18 protein-coding genes and 2 tRNA genes are annotated in these 21,400 nt (G+C 67.2%); 7 read left to right on the top strand and 13 right to left on the bottom strand.

What is annotated here, in order from left to right:
- The first annotated feature begins 185 nt into the window (after positions 1-185).
- Positions 186-1,085 carry a homocysteine S-methyltransferase gene (gene mmuM / locus A5688_RS15040; RefSeq protein ID WP_067911356.1) on the top strand — a complete coding sequence of 300 codons (900 nt, stop codon included), beginning with the start codon at positions 186-188 and terminating at the stop codon, positions 1,083-1,085.
- Positions 1,086-1,146: 61 nt separating this feature from the next.
- Here the strand turns inward: mmuM and clpP2 are convergent, their stop codons facing one another.
- The 4 genes from clpP2 to A5688_RS15020 all read right to left on the bottom strand — a co-directional run bounded on the left by clpP2 (position 1,147) and on the right by A5688_RS15020 (position 4,090).
- Complete coding sequence (gene clpP2 / locus A5688_RS15035; RefSeq protein ID WP_067829746.1) at positions 1,147-1,782, bottom strand: ATP-dependent CLP protease proteolytic subunit ClpP2; 636 nt, start codon at positions 1,780-1,782, stop codon at positions 1,147-1,149.
- Positions 1,779-2,369 carry an ATP-dependent CLP protease proteolytic subunit ClpP1 gene (clpP1, locus tag A5688_RS15030; RefSeq protein ID WP_067829744.1) on the bottom strand — a complete coding sequence of 197 codons (591 nt, stop codon included), beginning with the start codon at positions 2,367-2,369 and terminating at the stop codon, positions 1,779-1,781. Before clpP1 ends, clpP2 begins: the two co-directional genes overlap by 4 nt.
- Before the next feature lie 126 nt (positions 2,370-2,495).
- Positions 2,496-3,935: a trigger factor gene (gene tig / locus A5688_RS15025; protein ID WP_067911358.1), complete on the bottom strand. Its 1,440-nt coding sequence runs from the start codon at positions 3,933-3,935 to the stop codon at positions 2,496-2,498.
- 78 nt (positions 3,936-4,013) lie between these two features.
- Positions 4,014-4,090, bottom strand: a tRNA-Pro gene (locus tag A5688_RS15020).
- Between the two features lie 148 nt (positions 4,091-4,238).
- Between A5688_RS15020 and A5688_RS15015 the strand changes: the two genes are divergently transcribed.
- A tRNA-Gly gene (locus A5688_RS15015) sits at positions 4,239-4,309 on the top strand.
- A gap of 32 nt (positions 4,310-4,341) precedes the next feature.
- Positions 4,342-5,532, top strand: a complete 1,191-nt coding sequence (locus tag A5688_RS15010) for a serine hydrolase domain-containing protein (protein ID WP_067911361.1) — start codon at positions 4,342-4,344, stop codon at positions 5,530-5,532.
- Between the two features lie 484 nt (positions 5,533-6,016).
- On the opposite strand, the gene A5688_RS15005 is transcribed toward A5688_RS15010, so the two are convergent.
- From A5688_RS15005 to A5688_RS14995, 3 genes are read right to left on the bottom strand one after another with little or no spacing between them, the layout of a single operon-like run.
- Positions 6,017-6,823, bottom strand: a complete 807-nt coding sequence (locus A5688_RS15005; protein WP_067829735.1) for an Fpg/Nei family DNA glycosylase — start codon at positions 6,821-6,823, stop codon at positions 6,017-6,019.
- An 18-nt stretch (positions 6,824-6,841) separates the two neighbouring features.
- Positions 6,842-7,321 (bottom strand): ribose-5-phosphate isomerase, encoded by a 480-nt coding sequence (locus A5688_RS15000; protein WP_067911364.1) that lies wholly within the window; start codon positions 7,319-7,321, stop codon positions 6,842-6,844.
- Positions 7,322-7,379: 58 nt separating this feature from the next.
- Positions 7,380-8,003 carry a DsbA family protein gene (locus A5688_RS14995; RefSeq protein ID WP_067829730.1) on the bottom strand — a complete coding sequence of 208 codons (624 nt, stop codon included), beginning with the start codon at positions 8,001-8,003 and terminating at the stop codon, positions 7,380-7,382.
- Between the two features lie 91 nt (positions 8,004-8,094).
- On the opposite strand from A5688_RS14995, the gene pepN reads away from it, so the two are divergent.
- Positions 8,095-10,683, top strand: a complete 2,589-nt coding sequence (gene pepN / locus A5688_RS14990) for an aminopeptidase N (protein ID WP_067911367.1) — start codon at positions 8,095-8,097, stop codon at positions 10,681-10,683.
- 11 nt (positions 10,684-10,694) lie between these two features.
- Here the strand turns inward: pepN and A5688_RS14985 are convergent, their stop codons facing one another.
- The 3 genes from A5688_RS14985 to A5688_RS14975 form a co-directional block, all read right to left on the bottom strand.
- Positions 10,695-11,162 (bottom strand): DUF5130 domain-containing protein, encoded by a 468-nt coding sequence (locus A5688_RS14985; protein ID WP_067911369.1) that lies wholly within the window; start codon positions 11,160-11,162, stop codon positions 10,695-10,697.
- Entirely contained in the window at positions 11,149-11,385 is a 237-nt protein-coding gene (gene ctaJ / locus A5688_RS14980; RefSeq protein ID WP_067829719.1) for an aa3-type cytochrome oxidase subunit CtaJ, read from the bottom strand. The genes A5688_RS14985 and ctaJ overlap by 14 nt, the downstream gene beginning before the upstream one ends.
- A gap of 67 nt (positions 11,386-11,452) precedes the next feature.
- Positions 11,453-12,100: an HNH endonuclease gene (locus tag A5688_RS14975; RefSeq protein WP_067829716.1), complete on the bottom strand. Its 648-nt coding sequence runs from the start codon at positions 12,098-12,100 to the stop codon at positions 11,453-11,455.
- 143 nt (positions 12,101-12,243) lie between these two features.
- Between A5688_RS14975 and A5688_RS14970 the strand changes: the two genes are divergently transcribed.
- From A5688_RS14970 to A5688_RS14960, 3 genes are all read left to right on the top strand, one after another.
- Positions 12,244-12,639 carry a globin gene (locus tag A5688_RS14970; RefSeq protein WP_067830371.1) on the top strand — a complete coding sequence of 132 codons (396 nt, stop codon included), beginning with the start codon at positions 12,244-12,246 and terminating at the stop codon, positions 12,637-12,639.
- Positions 12,640-12,664: 25 nt separating this feature from the next.
- Positions 12,665-14,230: a glycoside hydrolase family 13 protein gene (locus A5688_RS14965; RefSeq protein ID WP_067911372.1), complete on the top strand. Its 1,566-nt coding sequence runs from the start codon at positions 12,665-12,667 to the stop codon at positions 14,228-14,230.
- 88 nt (positions 14,231-14,318) lie between these two features.
- On the top strand, positions 14,319-15,335 hold the full coding sequence (locus A5688_RS14960; protein WP_067911612.1) for a pyridine nucleotide-disulfide oxidoreductase: 1,017 nt from the start codon (positions 14,319-14,321) through the stop codon (positions 15,333-15,335).
- A gap of 77 nt (positions 15,336-15,412) precedes the next feature.
- Here A5688_RS14960 and A5688_RS14955 read toward each other — a convergent pair whose 3' ends face one another.
- The 3 genes from A5688_RS14955 to A5688_RS14945 are packed head-to-tail and all read right to left on the bottom strand — an operon-like array spanning position 15,413 to position 21,332.
- Positions 15,413-16,084, bottom strand: a complete 672-nt coding sequence (locus A5688_RS14955) for a hypothetical protein (protein WP_067829711.1) — start codon at positions 16,082-16,084, stop codon at positions 15,413-15,415.
- On the bottom strand, positions 16,072-16,485 hold the full coding sequence (locus tag A5688_RS14950) for an acyl-CoA thioesterase (protein WP_067829708.1): 414 nt from the start codon (positions 16,483-16,485) through the stop codon (positions 16,072-16,074). The genes A5688_RS14955 and A5688_RS14950 overlap by 13 nt, the downstream gene beginning before the upstream one ends.
- Entirely contained in the window at positions 16,482-21,332 is a 4,851-nt protein-coding gene (locus tag A5688_RS14945; RefSeq protein ID WP_067911375.1) for an NAD-glutamate dehydrogenase, read from the bottom strand. The genes A5688_RS14950 and A5688_RS14945 overlap by 4 nt, the downstream gene beginning before the upstream one ends.
- Between the last annotated feature and the right edge of the window lie 68 nt (positions 21,333-21,400).

Below are 21,400 nucleotides of genomic sequence, written 5' to 3'. Positions count from 1 at the left end.
CATATAGCCAGACGGTGCCCGTCACTCGCGAAAGGCGCGCTTTGCGTGTCTTTGGCGTGTCGCGGTCGTAATACGACCGAGGCTGGCTGCCCTCCGACCGTGCTTCGGTGTGGAGGTGCCAACCCAACGCCAACAATCATGCGAGGCCTGGGCGGACCCCCAACAAATCACCCTACAGTGGCGACGTGGGTTTGGCTGTGGACGCTGTATGGCCCAGCGGATCCGTACTGCTCGACGGCGGCTTGGCCACCGAGCTCGAGGCGCGCGGTCATGACCTGTCCGACCCGTTGTGGTCGGCCCGGCTGCTCGCCGATGCGCCGCAGGAGATCGTCGCCGTGCACGACGGCTACTTCCGCGCCGGGGCGATGATCGCGACGACGGCCAGCTACCAGGCGTCGTTCGAGGGGTTCGCGGCGCGCGGGATCGATCGACGAGAGGCCGCCGGGCTGTTGCGCCGCAGCGTCGAGCTCGCCCGGACCGCGCGGGACGAAGCCGGCGCCGACGGCGCGCTCGTGGCCGCGTCGATCGGCCCGTACGGCGCGGCGCTGGCCGACGGATCGGAGTACCGCGGCCGCTACGGTCTGTCCGTGGCGGCCCTGAAGCGATGGCATCGGCCCCGGCTGGAGACCCTGGCCGCCGCCGGTCCCGACGTGCTCGCCTGCGAAACCGTGCCCGACATCGATGAGGCGCAGGCCCTGGTCGAACTGGTCCGCTCGGTCGGGAAACCGGCCTGGCTGAGCTACACCATCGACGGGGACCGGACCCGCGCCGGGCAGCCGCTGGCCGACGCGTTCGCGGTGGCGGCCGGCGTCGACGAGATCGTGGCGATCGGGGTCAACTGCTGCGCGCCCGACGACGTTTTGCCCGCGATCGCGGCCGCAACAGCCGTCGGCAAACCCGTCATCGTCTACCCGAACAGCGGCGAACGCTGGGATGCCTTGCAGCGCAGCTGGATCGGCCCGTCGCGATTCAGCACGGACCTCGGGGCGCAGTGGATCGCGGCCGGCGCGCGCATCGTCGGAGGATGCTGCCGAATCGGGCCCGCCGATATCGCCGCGCTGGCGGCCGTCGTCCCGCGAGCGTAATTAGGCTGCGGTTTCCGGCGCCGATTTTCGCAGTGTGGTTACGCTCGCGACGGCCTGGCCGTTAGGCGGACTGCGCCGAAAGCTTCCGGTACTCCAGCACGGTGTCGATGATCCCGTAATCCTTGGCCTCGTCGGCGGTGAGGATCTTGTCGCGGTCGGTGTCCTTGCGGATCACCGAGGGCTCCTTGTTGGTGTGCCGGGCGAGCGTGGTCTCCATCAGCGTGCGCATCCGCTCGATCTCGGCGGCCTGAATCTCCAGATCGGAGAACTGCCCCTGGATCACGCCCTGCAGCGACGGCTGGTGGATGAGCACCCGGGCGTTGGGCAGCGCCATCCGCTTGCCCGGCGTCCCGGCGGCCAGCAACACCGCCGCCGCCGAAGCGGCCTGCCCCAGGCACACCGTCTGGATGTCGGCGCGCACGTACTGCATGGTGTCGTAAATCGCCATCAGCGACGTGAATCCGCCGCCGGGCGAGTTGATGTACATGGTGATGTCGCGGTCAGGGTCCAGCGACTCGAGCACCAGCAACTGCGCCATGATGTCGTTCGCCGACGCGTCGTCGACCTGGACGCCGAGGAAGATGATGCGTTCCTCGAACAGCTTGTTGTACGGGTTGGACTCTTTGACGCCGAAGCTCGAGTGCTCGATGAACGACGGCAGGATGTAGCGCGCCTGGGGCTGGGTTTCGGGGTTCATCGGGCTTCTCCATTGGTGATGTGGGCGGCGCGGGTGATGATGTGGTCGACGAACCCGTATTCCAGGGCTTCCGGGGCGGTGAACCAGCGGTCACGGTCGGAGTCGGCCTCGATGCGCTCGATCGTCTGGCCGGTGAACTCGGCGTTGAGCCGGAACATCTCCTTCTTGATGACGTGGAACTGCTCGGCCTGGATCGCGATGTCGGCCGCGCTGCCGGTCACCCCGCCGAGCGGCTGGTGCATCAGGATGCGGGCGTGCGGCAGCGCGTAGCGCTTGCCCTTGGTGCCGGCGGCCAGCAAGAACTCACCCATCGATGCGGCCATGCCCATCGCATAGGTGGCGATGTCACACGGCGCCAGCACCATGGTGTCGTAGATCGCCATTCCGGCACTGATCGATCCACCCGGCGAGTTGATGTAGAGGTTGATGTCCTTGGTCGCGTCCTCGGCGGCGAGCAGCAGAATCTGCGCGCACAGCCGATTGGCGATCTCGTCGTTCACCTCCGAACCCAGGAAGATGATGCGCTCGGACAGCAAGCGCTCATAGACCGAGTCCGTGAGGTTGAGACCCTGCGAGTTTGAACGCATGTCAGTCACGACTGGGTTACCTGCTTTCTACGAGATCTGTATTCACGACACTAACCAACCGCGCCGACTGTTTCGCGGCCACGCGCCCCTGAAACGGGCGCGTTCGCTCACAGCGTCATGGCGCGGTCACTCCCCGGCGGCGGTCTTGTCCGAGTCTTCGTCGGCCCCGTTGTCCTCGGCCTGCTCGGCCTCGCCAGCCGGCTCGGCTGCGTCGGCCTCGGCATTCGAATTGTCGGCCTCCTCCGAACGCTTGCCGAAAAACTCACTGGTGTCGATGGTGTTTCCGGCGGTATCGGTGACGGTCGCCGACCGGATCACCTCGGCGATGGCCAGCGCCCGGCGCACATCGGCGAACATGGCCGGCAGCTGGTTGTTCTCCTGTAGGTAGGCCACCAACTGCTGGGGCTCGATGCCGTATTGCCGCGACGTCGCCACCAGCCGCTCGGTCAGATCGTCCTGGCCGACCTGGACCTGAAGCTCGTCGGCCAGGGCGTCCAACAGGAGCTGTCGTCTGACGTCCGTCTCGGCGGCGCTGCGCGTCTCGGTTTCGAACTCTTCGCGGGACTTGCCCTGCTGGGCCAGCACTTCCTCGAGCTTGGATTCGTCGTGGTCGAGGCTGTGCAGGGCGTTGTGCAGTGCGCTGTCCACCTGGGCCTTCACGATCGCTTCCGGCAGCGGCACCTCGACCTGCTGCAGCAGTGTGTCGAGGGCGGCCTCGCGAATGTTTTCGGCTTGCTGGGCGCGCTTGGTGCGGCCGACCTGCTCGCGCAGGTTGGACTTCAGCTCGTCGATGGTGTCGAACTCGCTCGCCAGTTGCGCGAACTCGTCGTCGGGCTCGGGCAGCTCTCGTTCCTTGATCGACTTGACCGTGACGGTCACCTGCGCGTCCTTGCCCGCGTGTTCGCCGGTCGCCAGCTGCGCGGTGAACTCCTTGGATTCGTCGACGGACAAACCGATGAGGGCTTCGTCCAGGCCGGCGATCAGCCGGCCCGAGCCGACCTCGTGGGACAGGCCTTGCGCGGCGGCGCCCGGGATCTCTTCGCCGTCGATGGTGGCCGACAGGTCGATCGAGACGAAGTCACCGTCGGCGACGGGGCGGTCCACCCCGGTCAGCGTGCCGAATCGGGCGCGCAGCGACTGCAGTTCGGCGTCGACGTCGTCGTCACTGACCTCGATCGGATCCACCGAGACCTTCAACTCGCCGGGGTCCGGCAGAGTGAGCTTGGGGCGGACGTCGACCTCGGCGGTGAAGGCGAGCTCCTCGCCGTACTCCTTCTTGGTGACCTCGATCTCGGGCTGGCCGAGGGGGTGCACCTCCGATTCGGCGACGGCCTGCCCGTAGCGTGCGGGCAGCGCCTCGCTCACGACCTGATCGAGCATCGCCTCGCGGCCGAACCGGGCCTCCAGCAACTTCGCCGGCGCCTTGCCGGGACGGAACCCGGGCAATCGCACCTGCCGGGCCAGTTCCTTATAGGCGCGCTGGAAGTCGGGCTCGAGTTCTGAGAAAGGAACCTCCACGTTGATGCGCACCCGGGTGGGGCTCAACTGCTCGACGGTGCTCTTCACGGGTGTGCTCCTCAGTGCTCGTTCTGGCTCGTTGTTGGCGGTCGGTGGGCCGTGCGCAGGGCACGGGGCCGGTCGTGCTGGTCGGGGTGACAGGATTTGAACCTGCGGCCTTCCGCTCCCAAAGCGGATGCGCTACCAAGCTGCGCTACACCCCGCGCTGACCTCGATGATCCTAAGGCCCCTCACCACCGGGTTGGCCACGGGCTTCGCGGCGACGTCGCAGACCTCACGGAGCGATCACAAAACCGAGTCGATTAGATTTGATCTCCGTCGCCAGCTACAGTCACGCTCGACTAAATACATGCGGGCGTAGCTCAATGGTAGAGCCCTAGTCTTCCAAACTAGCTACGCGGGTTCGATTCCCGTCGCCCGCTCGGGCTAACTATCTGCTCGATAGAGAGGCGCCATGAGCGACCTGATGACCGACGCGTCAATCCACGGCTCATGCGCGTCGGACTTCGTCGGTGTTCGCGACGCATTCGAGCGCAATTTCACCGTCGGCGACGAAGTCGGCGCGGCCGTCGCGGTGTGGGTCGACGGGTCTCTGGTCGTCAATCTGTGGGGTGGCTGGGCCGACGCGGCCCGCACCCGGCCGTGGCGGCAGAACACCCTGACCACCGTGTTGTCGGGCACGAAGGGCTTGTCGGCCACCTGCGTGCACCAACTCGCCGACCGCGGCGAGTTGGACCTGCAGGCTCCAGTCGCCCGCTACTGGCCCGAGTTCGCCCAGGCGGGCAAACAAGACATCACGCTGGCGATGGTGATGAGCCACCGCTCCGGGGTGATCGGCCCGCGCACCCGGATGCGGTGGGAGCAGGTCGCCGACTGGGACTACGTCTGCGAACAACTGGCCGCCGCGGAGCCGTGGTGGGAGCCGGGCACCGCGCAGGGCTACCACATGACCACCTTCGGTTTCATCATGGGCGAGGTGTTTCGCCGGGTGACGGGCCGGACCATCGGCCAATACCTGCGCACCGAGATCGCCGAACCGCTCGGCGCCGACGTCCACATCGGGTTGCCGCTGAGCGAACAACATCGCTGCGCCGAGCGGGTCAACAAGCCGCACGCCCGCGACCTGCTGGCCGACGCGAATGCCCCCGGCTACCCGACCAGCCTGGCCGAGCACCCCAAGGCGGGGCTGTCCATCTCGATGGGGTTCGCCCCCGACGACGAACTCGGCTCGCACGACCTGGACCTGTGGCGCGAACTCGAGTTCCCCGGCACCAACGGGCAGGTTTCGGCGCTGGGATTGGCGACGTTCTACAACGCGCTCGCCCAGGAGAAGGTGCTCAGCCGCGAGCACATGGATCTGGTGCGGGTCTGCCAGGGCGGCCTGGACACCGATCTGGTGCTGGGGCCGCGGGTCGCCGACCACGGATGGGGTCTGGGTTACATGCTCAACCAGCGATGCGTCAACGGACCCAACCCGCGGATCTTCGGCCACGGCGGGCTGGGCGGCTCGTTCGGGTTCGTCGACCTGGAGCACCGCATCGGTTACGCCTATGTGGCGAATCACTTCGATCCCACCAAGGCCAACGCGGATCCCCGCAGCCTGGTCCTGTCCAACGAGGTCTACTCCGTGCTGGGAGTCGTCTAGCTTTCCGACGAAAAGCGCGCCCCGCCGGTGTCGGTAGGGCGCGCTTTGACTGTGCGGACGTGTCGGATCAGGGGTGCCAGCCGGGAGGCGGCGGTGGTCCGCCCGGGCCGCCGGGGCCCCACGGTCCACGCGGGGGCGGTCCAGGGTGGCCCCAGCCCGGTTGCGGCCCAGGCGGTCCCCCGCGCCAGTCGTGGCAGTTGTTCCAGTCCCAGTTGTTTCCCCAGCCCGGATCCCAGAACTCACCCGGACACCATTGCGGGAAGGGTCCGGGGTGGGCCTGCGCCTCAGTCGCGACGCCCAAGCCCGCCAAACCCAGCCCGCCGATTGCGAGAGCCGTTGCGGCCAAACGTGGAAGAGTTTTCACGAAGACACCTTTACCCAAATCGGTGCTTTGGCTAAACAACGAACGCCAGTGTCTTGCGCTGAGAGATTGATACCGATCCGCACGGCCGCCCCCGGCTTCGGTTGGTCGGGTGCGGCCGGCTCATTGCTGACAGGTCGGGCACCAGAAGACGTTTCGGCCCTCCAGCACCGTCGTGCGGATCGGATCGCCGGACACGCGGCAGGGCTCGCCGGCGCGCCGGTAGACGTAGGTGCGGGGCCGATCGGGCCGGTACGACGGCGCGCCATGGTCGTGTTCGGGCCGCACCACGATGATCTTGCCGCGACGCAATCCGACCTTCATCAGCGCGACCAAATCGGTCCAGGCCGCGGCGAACTCGTCCTCGCCGACGTCGCGGCCGGGCCGGAACGGGTCGATCGCGTGGCGGAACAGCAACTCGCTGCGGTACACGTTGCCCACCCCGGCCATCACCGTCTGATCCATCAACAGCGCACCAATGGGCCTGCGGGACTTCGCAATCCGCTTCCACGCCCACGACGGATCGGCGTCGCTGCGCAACGGGTCAGGGCCCAGCCGGGCCAGGACGTCGCTGACTCGGCCCTCGTCGATGACTTCGCACACCGTCGGGCCGCGCAGGTCGGTTCCATAGTCGGCGCCGATCATGCGCATCCGCACCTGCCCGGTCGCCTCGGGTAGCAGCCCGTCCCCGGGCCGTTCCCATTCGGTGAAGGCGCCGTACAGCCCGAGATGCACGTGCACGATCGGGCCGCCGGAGTAGTGGTGAAACAGGTGTTTGCCCCACGCGCTCGTGCGCTGCAGCACCCGGCCGTCGACCATCGCGGCCGAATCGGCGAAGCGGCCCTGCGGGCTGGACACCGCGACGGGGGCGCCGGCGTATCGGCGCTGGTGCAGCCGGGCGAGCCGGTGCAGGGTATGCCCTTCGGGCACGCGCAGACCTTTCCGGCGTCAGCCCGCCGCGCCGGGCAACGGCGGGGCCTGGTGGGTGTGTTCGTACTCGGCGAGTATGTCGATACGCCGTTGGTGGCGTGGAGCTTTCGACCACGGCGTGGTCAGGAAGGCGTCGACGATGGCCAGCGCCTCGGCCACTGTGTGCATGCGACCGCCGATGCCGATCAGTTGGGCGTTGTTGTGCTCGCGGGCCAGCGCCGCGGTTTCCACGCTCCAAGCCAGCGCGCACCGGGCGCCGGGCACCTTGTTGGCGGCGATCTGTTCGCCGTTGCCCGACCCGCCCAACACGATGCCCAGGCTGTCCGGGTCGGCCACCGTGCGTGTCGCGGCGGCGATGCAGAACGCCGGGTAATCGTCTTCGGCGTCGTAGCTGAAGGCACCGCAATCGATCGGCTCGTGCCCGGATTTCGTGAGGTGGTCGATGATCTGCTGCTTGAGCTCGAATCCGGCGTGGTCAGAGCCGAGGTAGACGCGCATGCCCGCAATACTTACACAGCCACCCGCCGCCCGGTCCGCCGCGATCGCACGCGGCGGTCTAGTCGAATTCGGGCTTCTCGGTGCGGCTGCGCTTGAGCTCGAAGAAGTGCGGGTAGGACGCGAAGGTCACCGAGGCGTCCCACAGCTTGCCCGCTTCCTCACCGCGCGGAATCTTGGAGAGCACCGGCCCGAAGAACGCCACATCGTTGACGTGGATGGTCGGCGTGCCGACGTCGTCGCCCACCGCGTCCATGCCGGCGTGGTGGCTCTCGCGCAGGGCCTCGTCGTACGCGTCGCTGTTGGCGGCCTCCGCCAGCTCGGCCGGCAGGCCCACGTCGGCCAGCGCCAGCTTGATCACGTCATCGAGCTCTTTGTTGCCCTCGTTGTGGATCCGGGTTCCCATCGCGGTGTACAGCGGTGCCAGCACCTCGGAGCCGTGGGCCTGCTCGGCGGCGATCGCCACCCGGACCGGACCGAAGGCCTTCGACAGACGTTCGCGGTATTCGTCGGGCAGGCCCTCGCGGTTTTCGTTGAGCACCGCCAGGCTCATCACGTGGAAGTTCACCTCGATGTCGCGAACCTTCTCGACCTCGAGGATCCAGCGCGAGGTGATCCATGCCCACGGACACAGCGGATCGAACCAGAAATCGACTTTGTTCTTCGCGGCGGCGGTGTCAGGCATGGCGCATCCTCTCGTCAATGAAAAGTCTGATCTGCACAACCGTAGGCGTCTGCATCCTGTTCCCGATTTGCCCGACCCGTAAGTTGGACACGTGGCTCTCCCGAATCTCACCCGCGAACAAGCTGTCGAGCGCGCCGCTCTGATCACCGTCGCCAGCTATCAAATCGACCTCGATCTCACCGACGGCTCCGGTCCCGGTGGCCCTCCCGGTGAACGGACCTTCCGCTCGGTCACCACCGTCGTGTTCGACGCGCTCGCCGGCGCCGACTCGGTCATCGACATCGCCGCCGACACCATCCGCAGCGCCACGCTCAACGGACACGATCTGGATGTCTCCGGCTACGACGAGTCGACGGGTATCCCCCTGGTCGGGCTGGCCGACCGCAACGTCGTCGTGGTCGACGCCGACTGCCGTTACTCCAACACCGGCGAGGGTCTGCATCGGTTCGTCGACCCGGTCGACAACGAGACCTACCTGTACTCGCAGTTCGAAACCGCCGACGCCAAGCGCATGTTCGCCTGCTTCGACCAGCCCGACCTGAAGGCGACCTTCGACGTGCGGGTGACCGCGCCCGCGCATTGGAAGGTGATCTCCAATGGTGCGACGGTGTCGGTGAACGACGGCCTGCACACCTTCGCCACCACCCCGCGGATGAGCACCTATCTGGTGGCCCTGATCGCCGGCCCGTACGCCGAGTGGAACGACTCTTACACCGACGAGCACGGCGAGATCCCACTGGGCATCTTCTGCCGGTCGTCGCTGGCCCAACACATGGACGCCGAGCGGCTGTTCACCCAGACCAAACAGGGATTTAGCTTCTACCACAAGAACTTTGGTCTGCCCTACGCGTTCGGGAAGTACGATCAGCTGTTCGTGCCCGAATTCAATGCCGGCGCAATGGAAAACGCGGGTGCGGTGACATTCCTCGAGGACTACGTCTTCCGCAGCAAGGTCACCCGGGCCTCCTACGAGCGGCGCGCCGAGACCGTACTGCACGAGATGGCGCACATGTGGTTCGGCGACCTGGTCACCATGGCCTGGTGGGACGACTTGTGGCTGAACGAATCCTTCGCGACCTTTGCATCGGTGCTGTGCCAAAGCGAGGCAACGGAATTCACCGAGGCGTGGACGACGTTCGCGACGGTCGAGAAGTCGTGGGCGTACCGCCAGGATCAATTGCCCTCGACGCATCCGATTGCCGCCGATATCCCCGACCTGGCCGCGGTCGAGGTGAACTTCGACGGCATCACCTACGCCAAGGGCGCCTCGGTGCTCAAGCAGCTGGTCGCCTATGTCGGGTTGGAGCACTTCCTGGCCGGGCTGCGCGATTACTTCCGCGCCCACGCCTTCGGCAACGCCACGTTCGACGATCTGGTCGCCGCGCTGGAGCAGGCGTCCGGGCGAGACCTGTCCGACTGGGGCCAGCAGTGGCTGAAGACGACGGGACTGAACACGCTGCGGCCGGAGTTCGATGTGGACTCGGGCGGCAAGTTCACCCGGTTCGCGGTGAACCAGAGCGGCGCCGCGCCGGGCGCCGGCGAAACCCGGGTGCACCGCCTGGCGGTCGGGATCTACGACGATGACGGCACCGGAAAGCTGGTGCGGGTGCACCGCGAGGAACTCGACGTCGAGGGCCCGGTCACCGAAGTTCCCGGGCTGGTTGGTGTTTCGCGGGGCAAGCTGGTGCTGGTCAACGACGACGACCTGACGTACTGCTCGCTACGGCTGGACGCCGACTCGCTGCGCACCGCGCTGGAGCGCATCGCCGACATCGCCGCGCCACTGCCCCGCTCGCTGGTCTGGTCGGCCGCCTGGGAGATGACGCGCGAGGCCGAACTGCGGGCCCGCGACTTCGTGGCCCTGGTGACCGGTGGCGTGCACGCCGAATCCGAAGTCGGTGTGGCACAACGACTCCTGCTGCAGGCGCAGACGGCCCTGACGTCCTACGCCGAGCAGGGCTGGGCTCGCGAGCACGGCTGGCCGCAATTCGCCGACCGGCTGCTGGAGTTGGCGCGCGCCGCGCAGCCCGGCTCGGATCACCAACTCGCCTTCGTCAACACGCTGTGCTCGTCGGTGCTGTCGACCGGCCACGTTGCGACCCTGGCGGATCTGCTCGACCGTGACCCCGCCGAGTTGGGGCTGGCCGGGCTCGAAGTCGACACGGACCTGCGGTGGCGGATCGTGACGGCGCTGGCCACCGCGGGCAAGGTCGACGCCGACGGGACCGCGACGCCGTTCATCGACGCCGAGATCCAGCGCGACCCGACCGCCGCCGGGAAGCGGCACGGCGCGCAGGCCGCGACGGCGCGGCCTCAGCTGCAGGTCAAGGAGCGAGCCTGGACGACGGTGGTCGAGGACGACACCCTGGCCAACATCACCGCCCGCTCGATCATCGCGGGCATCGCCCCGGCCGGGCAGGCCGAGTTGCTCAAGCCGTTCACCGAGCGCTATTTCCAGGCGATCTCCGGGGTGTGGGCGCGCCGGTCCAGCGAGGTGGCCCAGACAGTGGTGATCGGCCTGTACCCACACTGGGACATCAGCGACGAGGGCGTCGCCGCCGCGGACAAGTTCCTGTCCGACCCTGAGGTGCCGGCGGCGTTGCGACGCCTGGTGCTCGAGGGCCAGGCCGGGGTGAAGCGTTCGTTGCGGGCGCGCCGCTTCGACGCGGGCCCGGCCTGAGCCGCGCCCGGCTAAGCCGGCGAGATCCCGGCGCTCAGCACGCGGATCGCGCTGACCAGGCCGTCGACCAGGTCGCCGCGCTCGAACGCGGAGGACGCGGCGGCGACACCCAGCGGTGCGGCCGACTCGGCGCCCCGCCCGCGAACCTGCGTGCCGTAGACCACCTCGATGACCTTCTGGTCGGGTGAGACGGCCAGCAGCACGGCGTTGTCCGGCGTCGGCACGTCGGCCAGGATCTCGCGGGCCCGCGCGGCGGTGTCGCTACCCAGATCGCCCAGGTAGATCGCGAAACGCGTCTTGGATGCCCGCGAGCCGAATTTCAGCGCGTCGTCCACGGTGACCAGGTCCTTGGTCGAAAACGGGAACTGCACCGACAGCTCGCCGGGCTCGGTGACCCCGGAGATCCGTCCGCTCGTGGTGATCACCGTGCCGTGCGGCAGTTCGGCGGGTTCTCTCGTCGCTACCTCACCACGTGCCACTGGCGCCACCTCCAACTGAGAATTCCGACGTGCCGTGCTCACCATGTCCGCCGTGGGCGTGGCCGACATCTTCGCCGGTGGCAGCCCACAGGATCGGCGGATGCGTCCACTTCTCGCCCAACTTGTAGGCCGCTGGGTGCGGTCCCTTGTGGGACCAGATCAGCACCGACAGCGCGACCACCAGCAACAGAGGTATGCCAATGAAGAACAGGTGGATTTGCATAAGGCTCACGACGCAAACCGTATCCCACCGAGGGAGTTGCCGGCGCGACCGGACACCAGATTGTCGATCAGGCCGCGCCCTCGCCGAGATATCGGGCCCAGGCCGGATCGAGTTCCTTGACCGTCGACAGCAGCCGCCAGTGCTGTCCGGTCGGTGGCAGCGGCGCCCGGCGCAGCGCCCAGCCGAGCTCGCTGAGCAGCTTGTCGCCCTTGCGGTGGTTGCACGTCGAGCAGCACGCGACGCAGTTCTCCCACGAATGGTCACCGCCGCGGCTGCGTGGCAGCACGTGGTCGACGGTGTCCGCCTTCGCCCCGCAATAGGCGCAGCAGAACCGATCGCGGTGCATCAGCGCGGCGCGGGTCATCGGGACGCGCGCCCGGTAGGGAACGCGGACGTAGGACCGCAACTGGATCACCGAGGGCACCACGATCGAGCTGGTCGCCGAGTGGATCACCGGGCCGGCCGGATCGTGATGGACCACGTCGGCCTTGCCGCAGATCACCATGACGATCGCGCGGCGCATCGGCAACGCGGTCAGGGGCTCGTACGTGGAATTCAGCAGCAGGACCCGCCGGCGACTCCAGATAGAAGTGCTCTCCGGGCGCGCGGGCGGATGGGTTTCAACACTATGCAGCGACGACGCGGTTGTGGGCCCGTTTAACCCTGCCGCGGCTACCGGACTGCGGTGGCTGCGGCGTCTCTTGCCCTGCGCCATAGATCCTCCGCGAACAGTCCACCATGATTCGCCGCCAATCGCACCCCTATTGCAGGTGAACGCCGTGTCGATCCGGTGAACACCAAGCGGGTGGCCGGGCCGCCTCCGCCCGGCGCCGCGAGGATGCACCACAATGGATGGCGATGGATCAGGTAGCAGAGTCCTTCTACGACGCGGTCGGCGGTGCCGACACCTTCCACACGATCGTGTCGCGCTTTTACGCCCAGGTTCCCGAGGACGAGATCCTGCGCGAGCTGTATCCGCTGGACGACCTCGAGGGCGCCGAAGAGCGCCTGCGAATGTTCCTCGAGCAGTACTGGGGCGGCCCGCGCACCTACTCCGACCGGCGCGGACACCCCCGGTTGCGGATGCGTCACGTGCCGTTCCGGATCACTCCCCTGGCGCGCGACGCGTGGCTGCGGTGCATGCACACGGCCGTCGCGTCCATCGATTCGCAGACGCTCGACGACGAACACCGTCGCGAGTTGCTCAACTATCTGGAAATGGCCGCCCACTCACTCGTCAATTCATCGTTTTAACACCCAGCGAACCGAACGGAGCAGGATGAGCCCCGGAGCATGGTGGTCGAACGCGGTTTTCTACCAGGTCTATCCCCGATCGTTCGCCGACAGCAACGGCGACGGCGTTGGTGACATCGACGGAATCGTCGCCCATCTGGACCACCTGGTGCGCCTCGGGGTGGAGGCGGTTTGGCTCAGCCCGGTCACCGTCTCGCCGATGGCCGACCACGGCTACGACGTCGCCGATCCCCGTGACATCGACCCGCTGTTCGGCGGGATGCCCGCGATCGAACGGCTGGTCGCGGCGGCACACGAGCGGGACATCAAGATCACCATGGACGTGGTGCCCAACCACACCAGCTCGGCGCACCCGTGGTTTCAGGCCGCGCTGGCCGGGGGCCCGGGCACCGACGCGCGGGAGCGGTACTACTTCCGCGATGGTCTGGGACCCGACGGGGCGCTGCCGCCGAACAACTGGACGTCGGTGTTCGGCGGGTCGGCCTGGACCCGGGTGGTGGAGCCCGACGGAAATCCCGGTCAGTACTACCTGCACCTGTTCGACACCGAACAGCCGGACCTGAACTGGGAACACCCGGACGTCTTCGACGACTTCGAGAAGTCGCTGCGGTTTTGGCTGGAGCGCGGGGTGGACGGCTTCCGCATCGACGTGGCCCACGGGATGGCCAAGCCGTCCGGCCTGCCCGACGCCGAGGAAGACATCAAGGTGCTGTCGCACAGCGACGACGATCCGCGGTTCAACCACCCGAGCGTGCACGACATCCACCGCAAGATCCGCAAGATCGTTGACGAGTACCCCGATGCGGTGACGATCGGCGAGGTCTGGGTGCTGGACAACCAGCTCTGGGCGGAATACCTGCGGCCTGACGAACTGCATCTCGGCTTCAACTTCCGGTTGACCAAGATCGACTTCGACGCCCGCCAGATCCACGACGCGATCGAGAATTCGCTCGCGGCCACCGCGATCTATGACGCGGTCCCGACGTGGACGCTGTCCAACCACGACGTCGACCGCGAGGTCACCCGCTACGGTGGCGGCGAAATCGGCCTGCGCAGGGCGAAAGCCATGGTGATGGCGATGCTCGCCCTGCCGGGCACGGTGTTCATCTACAACGGCGAGGAACTCGGGCTGCCCGATGTGCTGGACCTGCCGGAGGAGGTGCTGCAGGACCCGACGTGGGAACGTTCGGGACGCACCGAGCGGGGCCGCGACAAGTGCCGGGTGCCGATGCCGTGGTCGGGCGAGGCTCCCCCGTTCGGCTTCTCTTCCTCACCCGACACGTGGTTACCGATGCCGAAGGAATGGGCGGCGCTGACCGTCGAAAAGCAGAGCGGCGATCCCGACTCCACCTTGTCGTTCTTCCAGCGTGCTCTTGAATTGCGAAGGCGCCGCGTGGAATTCGACGGCAAGGGCGTCGAATGGGTGGATGCGTCCGGCGATGCGGTGATCTTCCGGCGCCCCGGCGGGCTGACCTGCGCGCTCAACAGCGGCGACGCGCCGATGCCGCTGCCGGCGGGCGAGCTGATCCTGGCGAGCGCATCGCTGTTGGACGGGAAACTGCCGCCGGATTCGGCGGCCTGGCTGGCGTAGCCGGATCGGGGTCGCGCCGCCGGAGTCACGGTGAGCATTTCGCGGCTGACTGTTCTATATGTTGTGCATGGCTTCCTACGAGTGGACAGTGATCGGCGCCGGGCCGGCGGGCATCGCCGCGGTGGGACGGCTGCTGGATCACGGGGTCGCGGCCGAACGGATCGCCTGGGTCGACCCGGCCTTCGGCGCCGGCGACATCGGCCGGAAGTGGCGGTCGGTCTCGAGCAATACCCACGCCGGACTGTTTCTCGAATACTTCAACGGCGCCAAATCATTTCGGTTCTCCGAGGCGCCGCCCATGCCACTCAAGGAGATCGACCCGCCGGAGACCTGCGCGCTCGCACTGGTGGCCGAGCCGCTGGTCTGGATCACCGGGCAGCTGCGTGAGCAGGTCGACACCCTCACGGCGACCGCCACCGCGTTGACCCTGCGAGATCGGCAGTGGCGGATCGAGACGGACCAACACGACATCTTCTCCAAGAACGTGATCCTGGCCGTCGGCGCGGATCCCAAAAAGCTTTGCCATCCCGACCTGGCGGAGATCCCGGTCGAGGTCGCCCTGGATCCCGAGAAACTAGCCCAGGAGCCGCTCGAGGGCGCAACGGTCGCCGTGTTCGGCTCCTCGCACTCGTCCATGATCGTGCTGCCGAACCTGCTGCGCCACCCCGTCAAGCGCATCGTCAACTTCTATCGAAGCCCACTGAAATACGCTGTGTATCTCGATGATTGGATACTTTTTGACGACACTGGACTGAAGGGTCAGGCGGCCGTCTGGGCCCGGGAGAACATCGACGGGGTGCTGCCCGACCGCCTGGAGAGGTGCTGGGTGTCGAGCCCGGAATTCTCCGAGACATTGGCGCAGTGTGACCGCGCCGTGTACACCGTCGGCTTCGAGCGCAGGAAGTTGCCCGAGACCCCACAGTGGGGGCAGCTCGACTACAACCGCACCAACGGAATCCTTGCCCCCGGCCTGTTCGGCGTGGGCATCGCGTTCCCCCAATACGCCGAGGACCCCTACGGGTACGGGCAGTTTCGGGTGGGCCTGAAGAAATTCATGGATTTTATCGACGCCGTGCTGCCGCTCTGGCTGCTCTACGGCCCATGATCGCGGTGGCCGAGGCGGTCGGTGATCGCATTAAACTCAGCCTGATCCGTTTGGAGGGTCGCCCCGGCCAGGCCGCGTCAGCCCAGCAGCAGCGCGGGATCGCCGCGGCGGCGATACACCGAACCGAACCGGGCATCCAGCCGCAACCACGTCGGCAGTATCCGGACCCGGATCAACTCGTCGGCCTCGACCGCATCGGGTGACTGCGGCAGAAAACCCATCGCGGTCAACGCGAACACGCAGCGCATGGGCAGCCCCACGTGCGCGTCGGCCGAGCTTACCTGGATGACCTCCTGGTCGAGCAGCGAAACCGGCGGGCCATGAGAACTGCTGTGTTCCTTGGCAAGTTGCGCGCCGCGCTGCGCGAGGTCGAGGATCACCCGGGCCGGGATGTCCTCGAGGTGGGTGAAGCCGGATTCCGGCGGCAGGGCCCCCCGCCATGCGGAGTCCATCGCGAAGCCCGGGTCGACGTAACCGGAGTCGTCCATCGCCGACAGGCCGCGGGCCAGCGCGTCCGCGCCCACCGACAAATCGCCGGGCCGCACCACGCCGGCCACCACCCTGCTGGCCAGCACGTCGAAACCCGTTGCTACCCAAGCCGTCAGCAGGCCCGGTGATCTGGTCCGGAACCGGATGATCGCGGCGTCATCGAGTCGCAGCGCGCGTTCGACGAACGCGGCCAGATCTTTGCGGTGGGCGTCCCTCGAGTCGGCGCCCAGCCATAATCCTCGGTCGGCTACCTGATCCACCGTTGCAGATACTCCCGATGTTGTGGCGAGAGGCGAACCAGCCGCTCCTCCTCGATATGGACGGCGGCCAGTTGCGACTCCGCGATGACGGCGGGCTTCGACTCCGGGTCCGCGGCGACCGAACGCACCTCGTAGCCCAGCGTGAAGTCGACCGCCCGCAACCGCTTGGTCCACATCGTCACCTGCAGCGGCGAATCGACCAGCCGCAGTTGGCCTTTGTAGGTCACCTTGACCTCGGCGATGAGCAACCCGATGGTCAAGATGTCGACCTCGAACGCCTCACGCAGGAACTGAACGCGCGCCTCCTCGAGGATCGTGACCATGGTGGCGTGGTTGATGTGCTGATACATGTCGATGTCCGACCAGCGCACAAGCACTGGCGCGACGAAGCCGACGCTCAACTCGATGATCCTCTTCCACTGGTGCGGGTCATGCGGCGGATTTGTCGCGCGGCGACGGACAGCGTTGCGAGATCTTTATCCCCACTTTCCTGGATCTCGATGAGTGTTCGGCGGGCCCGCTCGACCCTGGAGGCACTCAGGTGCTCCCACTCGGCGATCTTCTCTTCACCGCTTTCGTCCGGCTCCCCCACGGCGAGCACATCGAAGCACAGCGACCGTAGCGAAGCATAGATGTCGTCGCGAATCGCCAACCGCGCCAAGGAGTGCCAGCGGTCCCGCCGGGGCAGCTCGGACACCGCCGTCAGCAGCCCGTCGGTGCCGAGCCGGTCCATGAGCGCGAAATAGGTGTCCGCGACCTCGGCGGCGTCGATGTCGTTGATGTCGCCGATGTCGATGATGTCGAGCAGGCTGAAGCGGTAGAGGCCGGCGGCCACCATGTACGCCAGGTCCTTTGGCGCGCCCTGGGACGCGAACTCCGCGGCTTCCTTCTCGACGATGGCCTTGTCGTCGCCGCGCAGCCACTCCGACATGCGCGGCGTCAGCGCCTTGACCTTGGCGGCGAACCGGTTGATCTCGGCGCCGACCGCCAACGGCTGCGGGCGGTAGTTGAGCAGCCAGCGCCCGGCCCGGTCGATGAGTCGGCGGGTGTCCAGGGTGAGCCGATCCGACAGTGCGACCGGCAGATTCGCCGCGCGGATGCGCCGCCAGATCTCCCCCACGCCGAAGATCGCGTCGGTGGCGACGTAGGTGCGCACCGCGTCGACCGAACCGACGCCGACGTCCTCGGTGATCCGGAAGGCGTAGCTGATCCCGGCGGCGTCCACCAGGTCGTTGATCAACATGGTGGTGACGATCTCGCGGCGCAGCTGATGCGTGCGGATTTCGGGGGTGAACCGTTCCCGCAACGGTTTCGGGAAGTACAGGGGCAGCCGGGACGCGAACACGTCCTGTTCGGTCAGCTCGGTCTGCAGCATCTCATCCTTGAGTCCCAGCTTCACGTGCGCCATCAGGGTGCACAGCTCGGGTGAGGTGAGCCCGATGCCGGCCTCGGCACGGCGCTCGATCTCCTTCTCCGAGGGCAGCGCTTCCAGGTCGCGGTGGATGCCGCGCTGGTCCACCAGGTACTGGATCAGCCTGGCGTGCACCGGCAACAGGCTGGCGGCGTTGGCCCGGCTGGTGCCGATCAGGTCGTTCTGGTCCTCGTTGTCGGTGAGCACCAGTTGCGCGACCTCGTCGGTCATCGACTCCAGCAGTGGTTTGCGCTCCTGCGGCTTGACCTTGCCGGCGGTCACCAGGGAGTCGATCAGGATTTTAATGTTGACCTCGTGGTCCGAACAGTCCACGCCGGCCGAATTGTCCATGGCGTCGGTGTTGATCCGACCGCCCGACAGATCGAACTCGACGCGGCCCAACGCCGTCACCCCGAGATTTCCGCCTTCGCCAATCACCTTGGCGCGCACCTGGCTTCCGTTGACCCGAACCGGATCGTTGGCGCGATCGCCGACGTCGGCATCCGACTCGGACTCCGCCTTGATGTAGGTGCCGATGCCCCCGTTGAACAGCAGGTCCACCGGCGCCTGCAAGATCGCCTTGATCAGATTGGGCGGAGTCATCTCGGTGACCCCGTCGTCGGAGCCCTCGATGCCCAATGCGTCGCGGACCTGGGGACTGACCGGAATCGCCTTGTGCTCACGGCTGTACACCCCGCCGCCCGCGCTGATCAGCGACGTGTCGTAGTCCTCCCAGCTGGACCGCGGCAGGTCGAACATCCGCCGGCGTTCCTCCCAGGAACGCGCGGTGTCCGGGTCGGGGTCTAAGAAGATGTGGCGGTGGTCGAAGGCGGCGAGCAGCCTGATGTGCTTGCTGAGCAGCATGCCGTTGCCGAAGACGTCGCCGCTCATGTCGCCGATCCCCACCACGGTGAAATCCTCGGTCTGCGTGTCGACGTCCATCTCCCGGAAGTGCCGTTTGACGGCCTCCCACGCGCCCTTGGCGGTGATGCCCATGGCCTTGTGGTCATAGCCGACCGACCCGCCGGACGCGAACGCGTCCCCCAGCCAGAATCCGTAGGACTTGGCGACGTCGTTGGCGATATCGGAGAAGGTGGCGGTGCCCTTGTCCGCCGCCACCACCAGGTATGCGTCATCGCCGTCGCGCCGGATGACTTCCGGTGGCGGACTGACCTTTCCGGTCGCATGGTCGACGTTGTCGGTGACGTCGAGCAGGCCGGAGATGAACAGCTGATAGCAGGCGACGCCCTCGGCGCGGCTGGCGTCGCGGTCGGCGGCGGCATCGCCGGTGGGCAGCGGTGGCCGCTTGAGCACGAACCCGCCCTTGGCGCCCACCGGCACGATGACGGCGTTCTTGACCGCTTGCGCCTTGACCAGACCCAGGATTTCGGTGCGGAAGTCGTCTCGACGGTCCGACCAGCGCAGGCCCCCGCGGGCCACCGGGCCGAACCGCAGGTGCACGCCTTCGACCCGGGGAGAGTAGACGAAGATCTCGTATTTGGGACGCGGCAGTGGCAGCTCGTCGACCAGCTGGGCGTCCAGCTTGATCGCCAGCACGTTGCGGGCTCGGGCTGAACCCTCGCGTGTCACAAAGTAATTCGTCCGCAGCGTGGCCTGCACCAGTGAGGCGAAGGCACGCAGAATGCGGTCGGTGTCCAGGCTCACCAGCGCGTCGATGTCGGCGGCGACCGCCGCGGCGGCCGTCTGGGCATCGCGGCTGGTGGACGAATCGGGGCTGGGATCGAACAACGCCTCGAAGAGCGCGACCAGTGATCGCGCGGTAGAGGGATGCTCGTTGAGCACCGCCTCGATGTAGGACTGGCTGTACGGAAAGTTGGCCTGCCGCAGATACTTTGCGTAGGCCCGCAACAGCACGACCTGCTGCCATCGCAGTCCCGCGCGCATCACCAGCTCGTTGAACCGGTCGATCTCGAGGCGGCCCTGCCAGATCGCGGTGACCGCGTCGGCGAACCGCTCGGCCATCGCGTCGCGCTCGGCCTGTGTCGAGGCCAGCCGGATGGTCGGGTGCGGTGAGATCTTGAATTGGTAGATCCACACCGGCATCCCGTCGGACCGGTTGACGGTGAAGGGGCGCTCCTCGAGCACCACCACACCCATGCTCTGCAGCATCGGCAGCAGCTGGCTCAGCGAGGCGGTGTGTCCGCCCAGGAACCAGGTCAGCTGGGCGGTGCCGTCGCCGGCTTCGGCGAAGACCAGCTTGACCGAGTTGTCTTGCAGCTCATTGACGATGGCGATGTGGTCGATGGCGTCGGCCGGGGTGACGGCTTGCTTGTAGACCTCGGGGAAGGCGGCCCCGTAGTACTCGGCGTCGGCGTGCCCCACGGACCCCTCCGCGGCGGCGGCCACGAGCCGGTCGGTCCAGGTTCGCGCCGCTTCGCTCAGCAGCGCCTGGATGCGGATCCGGTTGCCGTCGGAGACGTCGACCGGCGCAGCGTCGGGGCCATCGGCAGGCAGGCGGACCATGAAATGCATAAGGGCCCAAGGTGATTCGCTGACGCGGGCGGTGAATTCCAGTCGGGTACCACCGAATTCGCGAACGAGGATGTCTTCGATCTGCAGCCGCACGGCCGTGGTGTAGCGGTCGCGGGGCAGATACACCAGGCAGGAGACGAAGTACTGCAGGCGGTCGGCGCGCAGGAACAGCAATGCGTTTCGTTGCGGTCCCAGATCCACCACCGCCTTGGCCATCGCCAGAAGCCGTTCGGAGCTGAGCGTGAACAACTCCGAGCGGGGAACGGTTTGGATGACGTCGAGCAGCAGCTGACCGGGGTGGATCGGGTCACTGTCGGCCATTGCCAGCGCCTCACGGACCCGGCGCGAAATGGTGGGGATTTCCAGGACATCGGCGTTCATGGCGGCCACCGTGAACAACCCGACGAAGCGGTGCTCGATCACCGCACCGTCCTCGTATTCACGCACCGCGATCGCATACGGGTAGGCGCCGTAACGCAGATAGCTGCCCACCACGGATTGCGCGAGCACCAGCAATCGGTCGTCGTCGGTCAGCCGGGGGCGGGAGCCGGTGCGGGTGCGCAGGACGCCGAGGCCGGGTGATCCGTCGCCGGAGACCTGACCGTTGTGCACGTGGCAACGCTGGTAGCCGAGCAGCAGGAAGTTGCCGTTGCCCAGCCAGCGCAGCAGCGCCGCGACGTCGTCGCGGTCCGGCGCCGAGAAGTGGTCGCCGGCGTTCGCCTCGACCTGCGCGGCCAGATCGTCGAGCACGGCGATCAATCTCGACGCGTCGCTGGCGACCCGCTGAACGTCGGCCAGCACCTTGGGCAGTAGCCGTTCGACCTCGGCGAGTCCCTTGCTGTCGACCGACGGCAGGAGCTGCACGTGTATCCACGCCTCGCCGGCGTATTGCGAGGCGCCTGCCGATTTCGCCTCGACCCGCAGCAGGTCGCCCTCGGGGCTGCGCCCCACTTCGAACACCGGGGTCATGATGGCCGTGTAGGGGACACCGAGCCGGTGCAGCAGCACGGTCACGGAATCCATCAGCATGCCGCCGTGATCGGTGACGACTTGCAGCGCAGGGCCGAAACCGGCGGGATCGTCCGCCGGGTACACCGCGACGCGGCTTTCCCCGTCGGGCCGGTGCCGGCCGAGGCGATAGTGCGCGCTCAGCATGGCCGGGGTCACGATCGCCGCCGGCACCGTCAGGTCGATGGGCCTGGTTTCGGCGCCGCCCGACTCGTCGCTATGCGGACCGCGATAGCTCTCGACGTAGGCTCTCGCGATCCACTCGGGAATGTCCTGCTGCTGGGTGAAGGTCGTCCACGGCTTGAGATCCTGTCTGGCTCCGGGATCGATCGTCATGCCGATAGCTCCCAACTGGCGACGGTTGTCAGTGCGCTCAATCGCCCCATTCCACGGTGTCGCGGGGC

It is taken from the genome of Mycobacterium mantenii (assembly GCF_001667865.1).
Classification (GTDB): Bacteria; Actinomycetota; Actinomycetes; order Mycobacteriales; family Mycobacteriaceae; genus Mycobacterium; species Mycobacterium mantenii_A.
Note: the sequence above shows the minus strand (reverse complement) of the source record. Positions and strands in the feature narration are given on the sequence as shown.

Coding starts and splice junctions, on each gene's coding strand:
- clpP2 (WP_067829746.1), bottom strand. CDS start 1,782: ATGAACCCCGAAACCCAGCCCCAGGCGCGCTACATCCTGCCGTCGTTC.
- clpP1 (WP_067829744.1), bottom strand. CDS start 2,369: ATGCGTTCAAACTCGCAGGGTCTCAACCTCACGGACTCGGTCTATGAG.
- A5688_RS15010 (WP_067911361.1), top strand. CDS start 4,342: ATGAGCGACCTGATGACCGACGCGTCAATCCACGGCTCATGCGCGTCG.
- A5688_RS15000 (WP_067911364.1), bottom strand. CDS start 7,321: ATGCGCGTCTACCTCGGCTCTGACCACGCCGGATTCGAGCTCAAGCAG.
- A5688_RS14995 (WP_067829730.1), bottom strand. CDS start 8,003: ATGCCTGACACCGCCGCCGCGAAGAACAAAGTCGATTTCTGGTTCGAT.
- ctaJ (WP_067829719.1), bottom strand. CDS start 11,385: ATGCAAATCCACCTGTTCTTCATTGGCATACCTCTGTTGCTGGTGGTC.
- A5688_RS14975 (WP_067829716.1), bottom strand. CDS start 12,100: ATGGCGCAGGGCAAGAGACGCCGCAGCCACCGCAGTCCGGTAGCCGCG.
- A5688_RS14970 (WP_067830371.1), top strand. CDS start 12,244: ATGGATCAGGTAGCAGAGTCCTTCTACGACGCGGTCGGCGGTGCCGAC.
- A5688_RS14965 (WP_067911372.1), top strand. CDS start 12,665: ATGAGCCCCGGAGCATGGTGGTCGAACGCGGTTTTCTACCAGGTCTAT.
- A5688_RS14945 (WP_067911375.1), bottom strand. CDS start 21,332: ATGACGATCGATCCCGGAGCCAGACAGGATCTCAAGCCGTGGACGACC.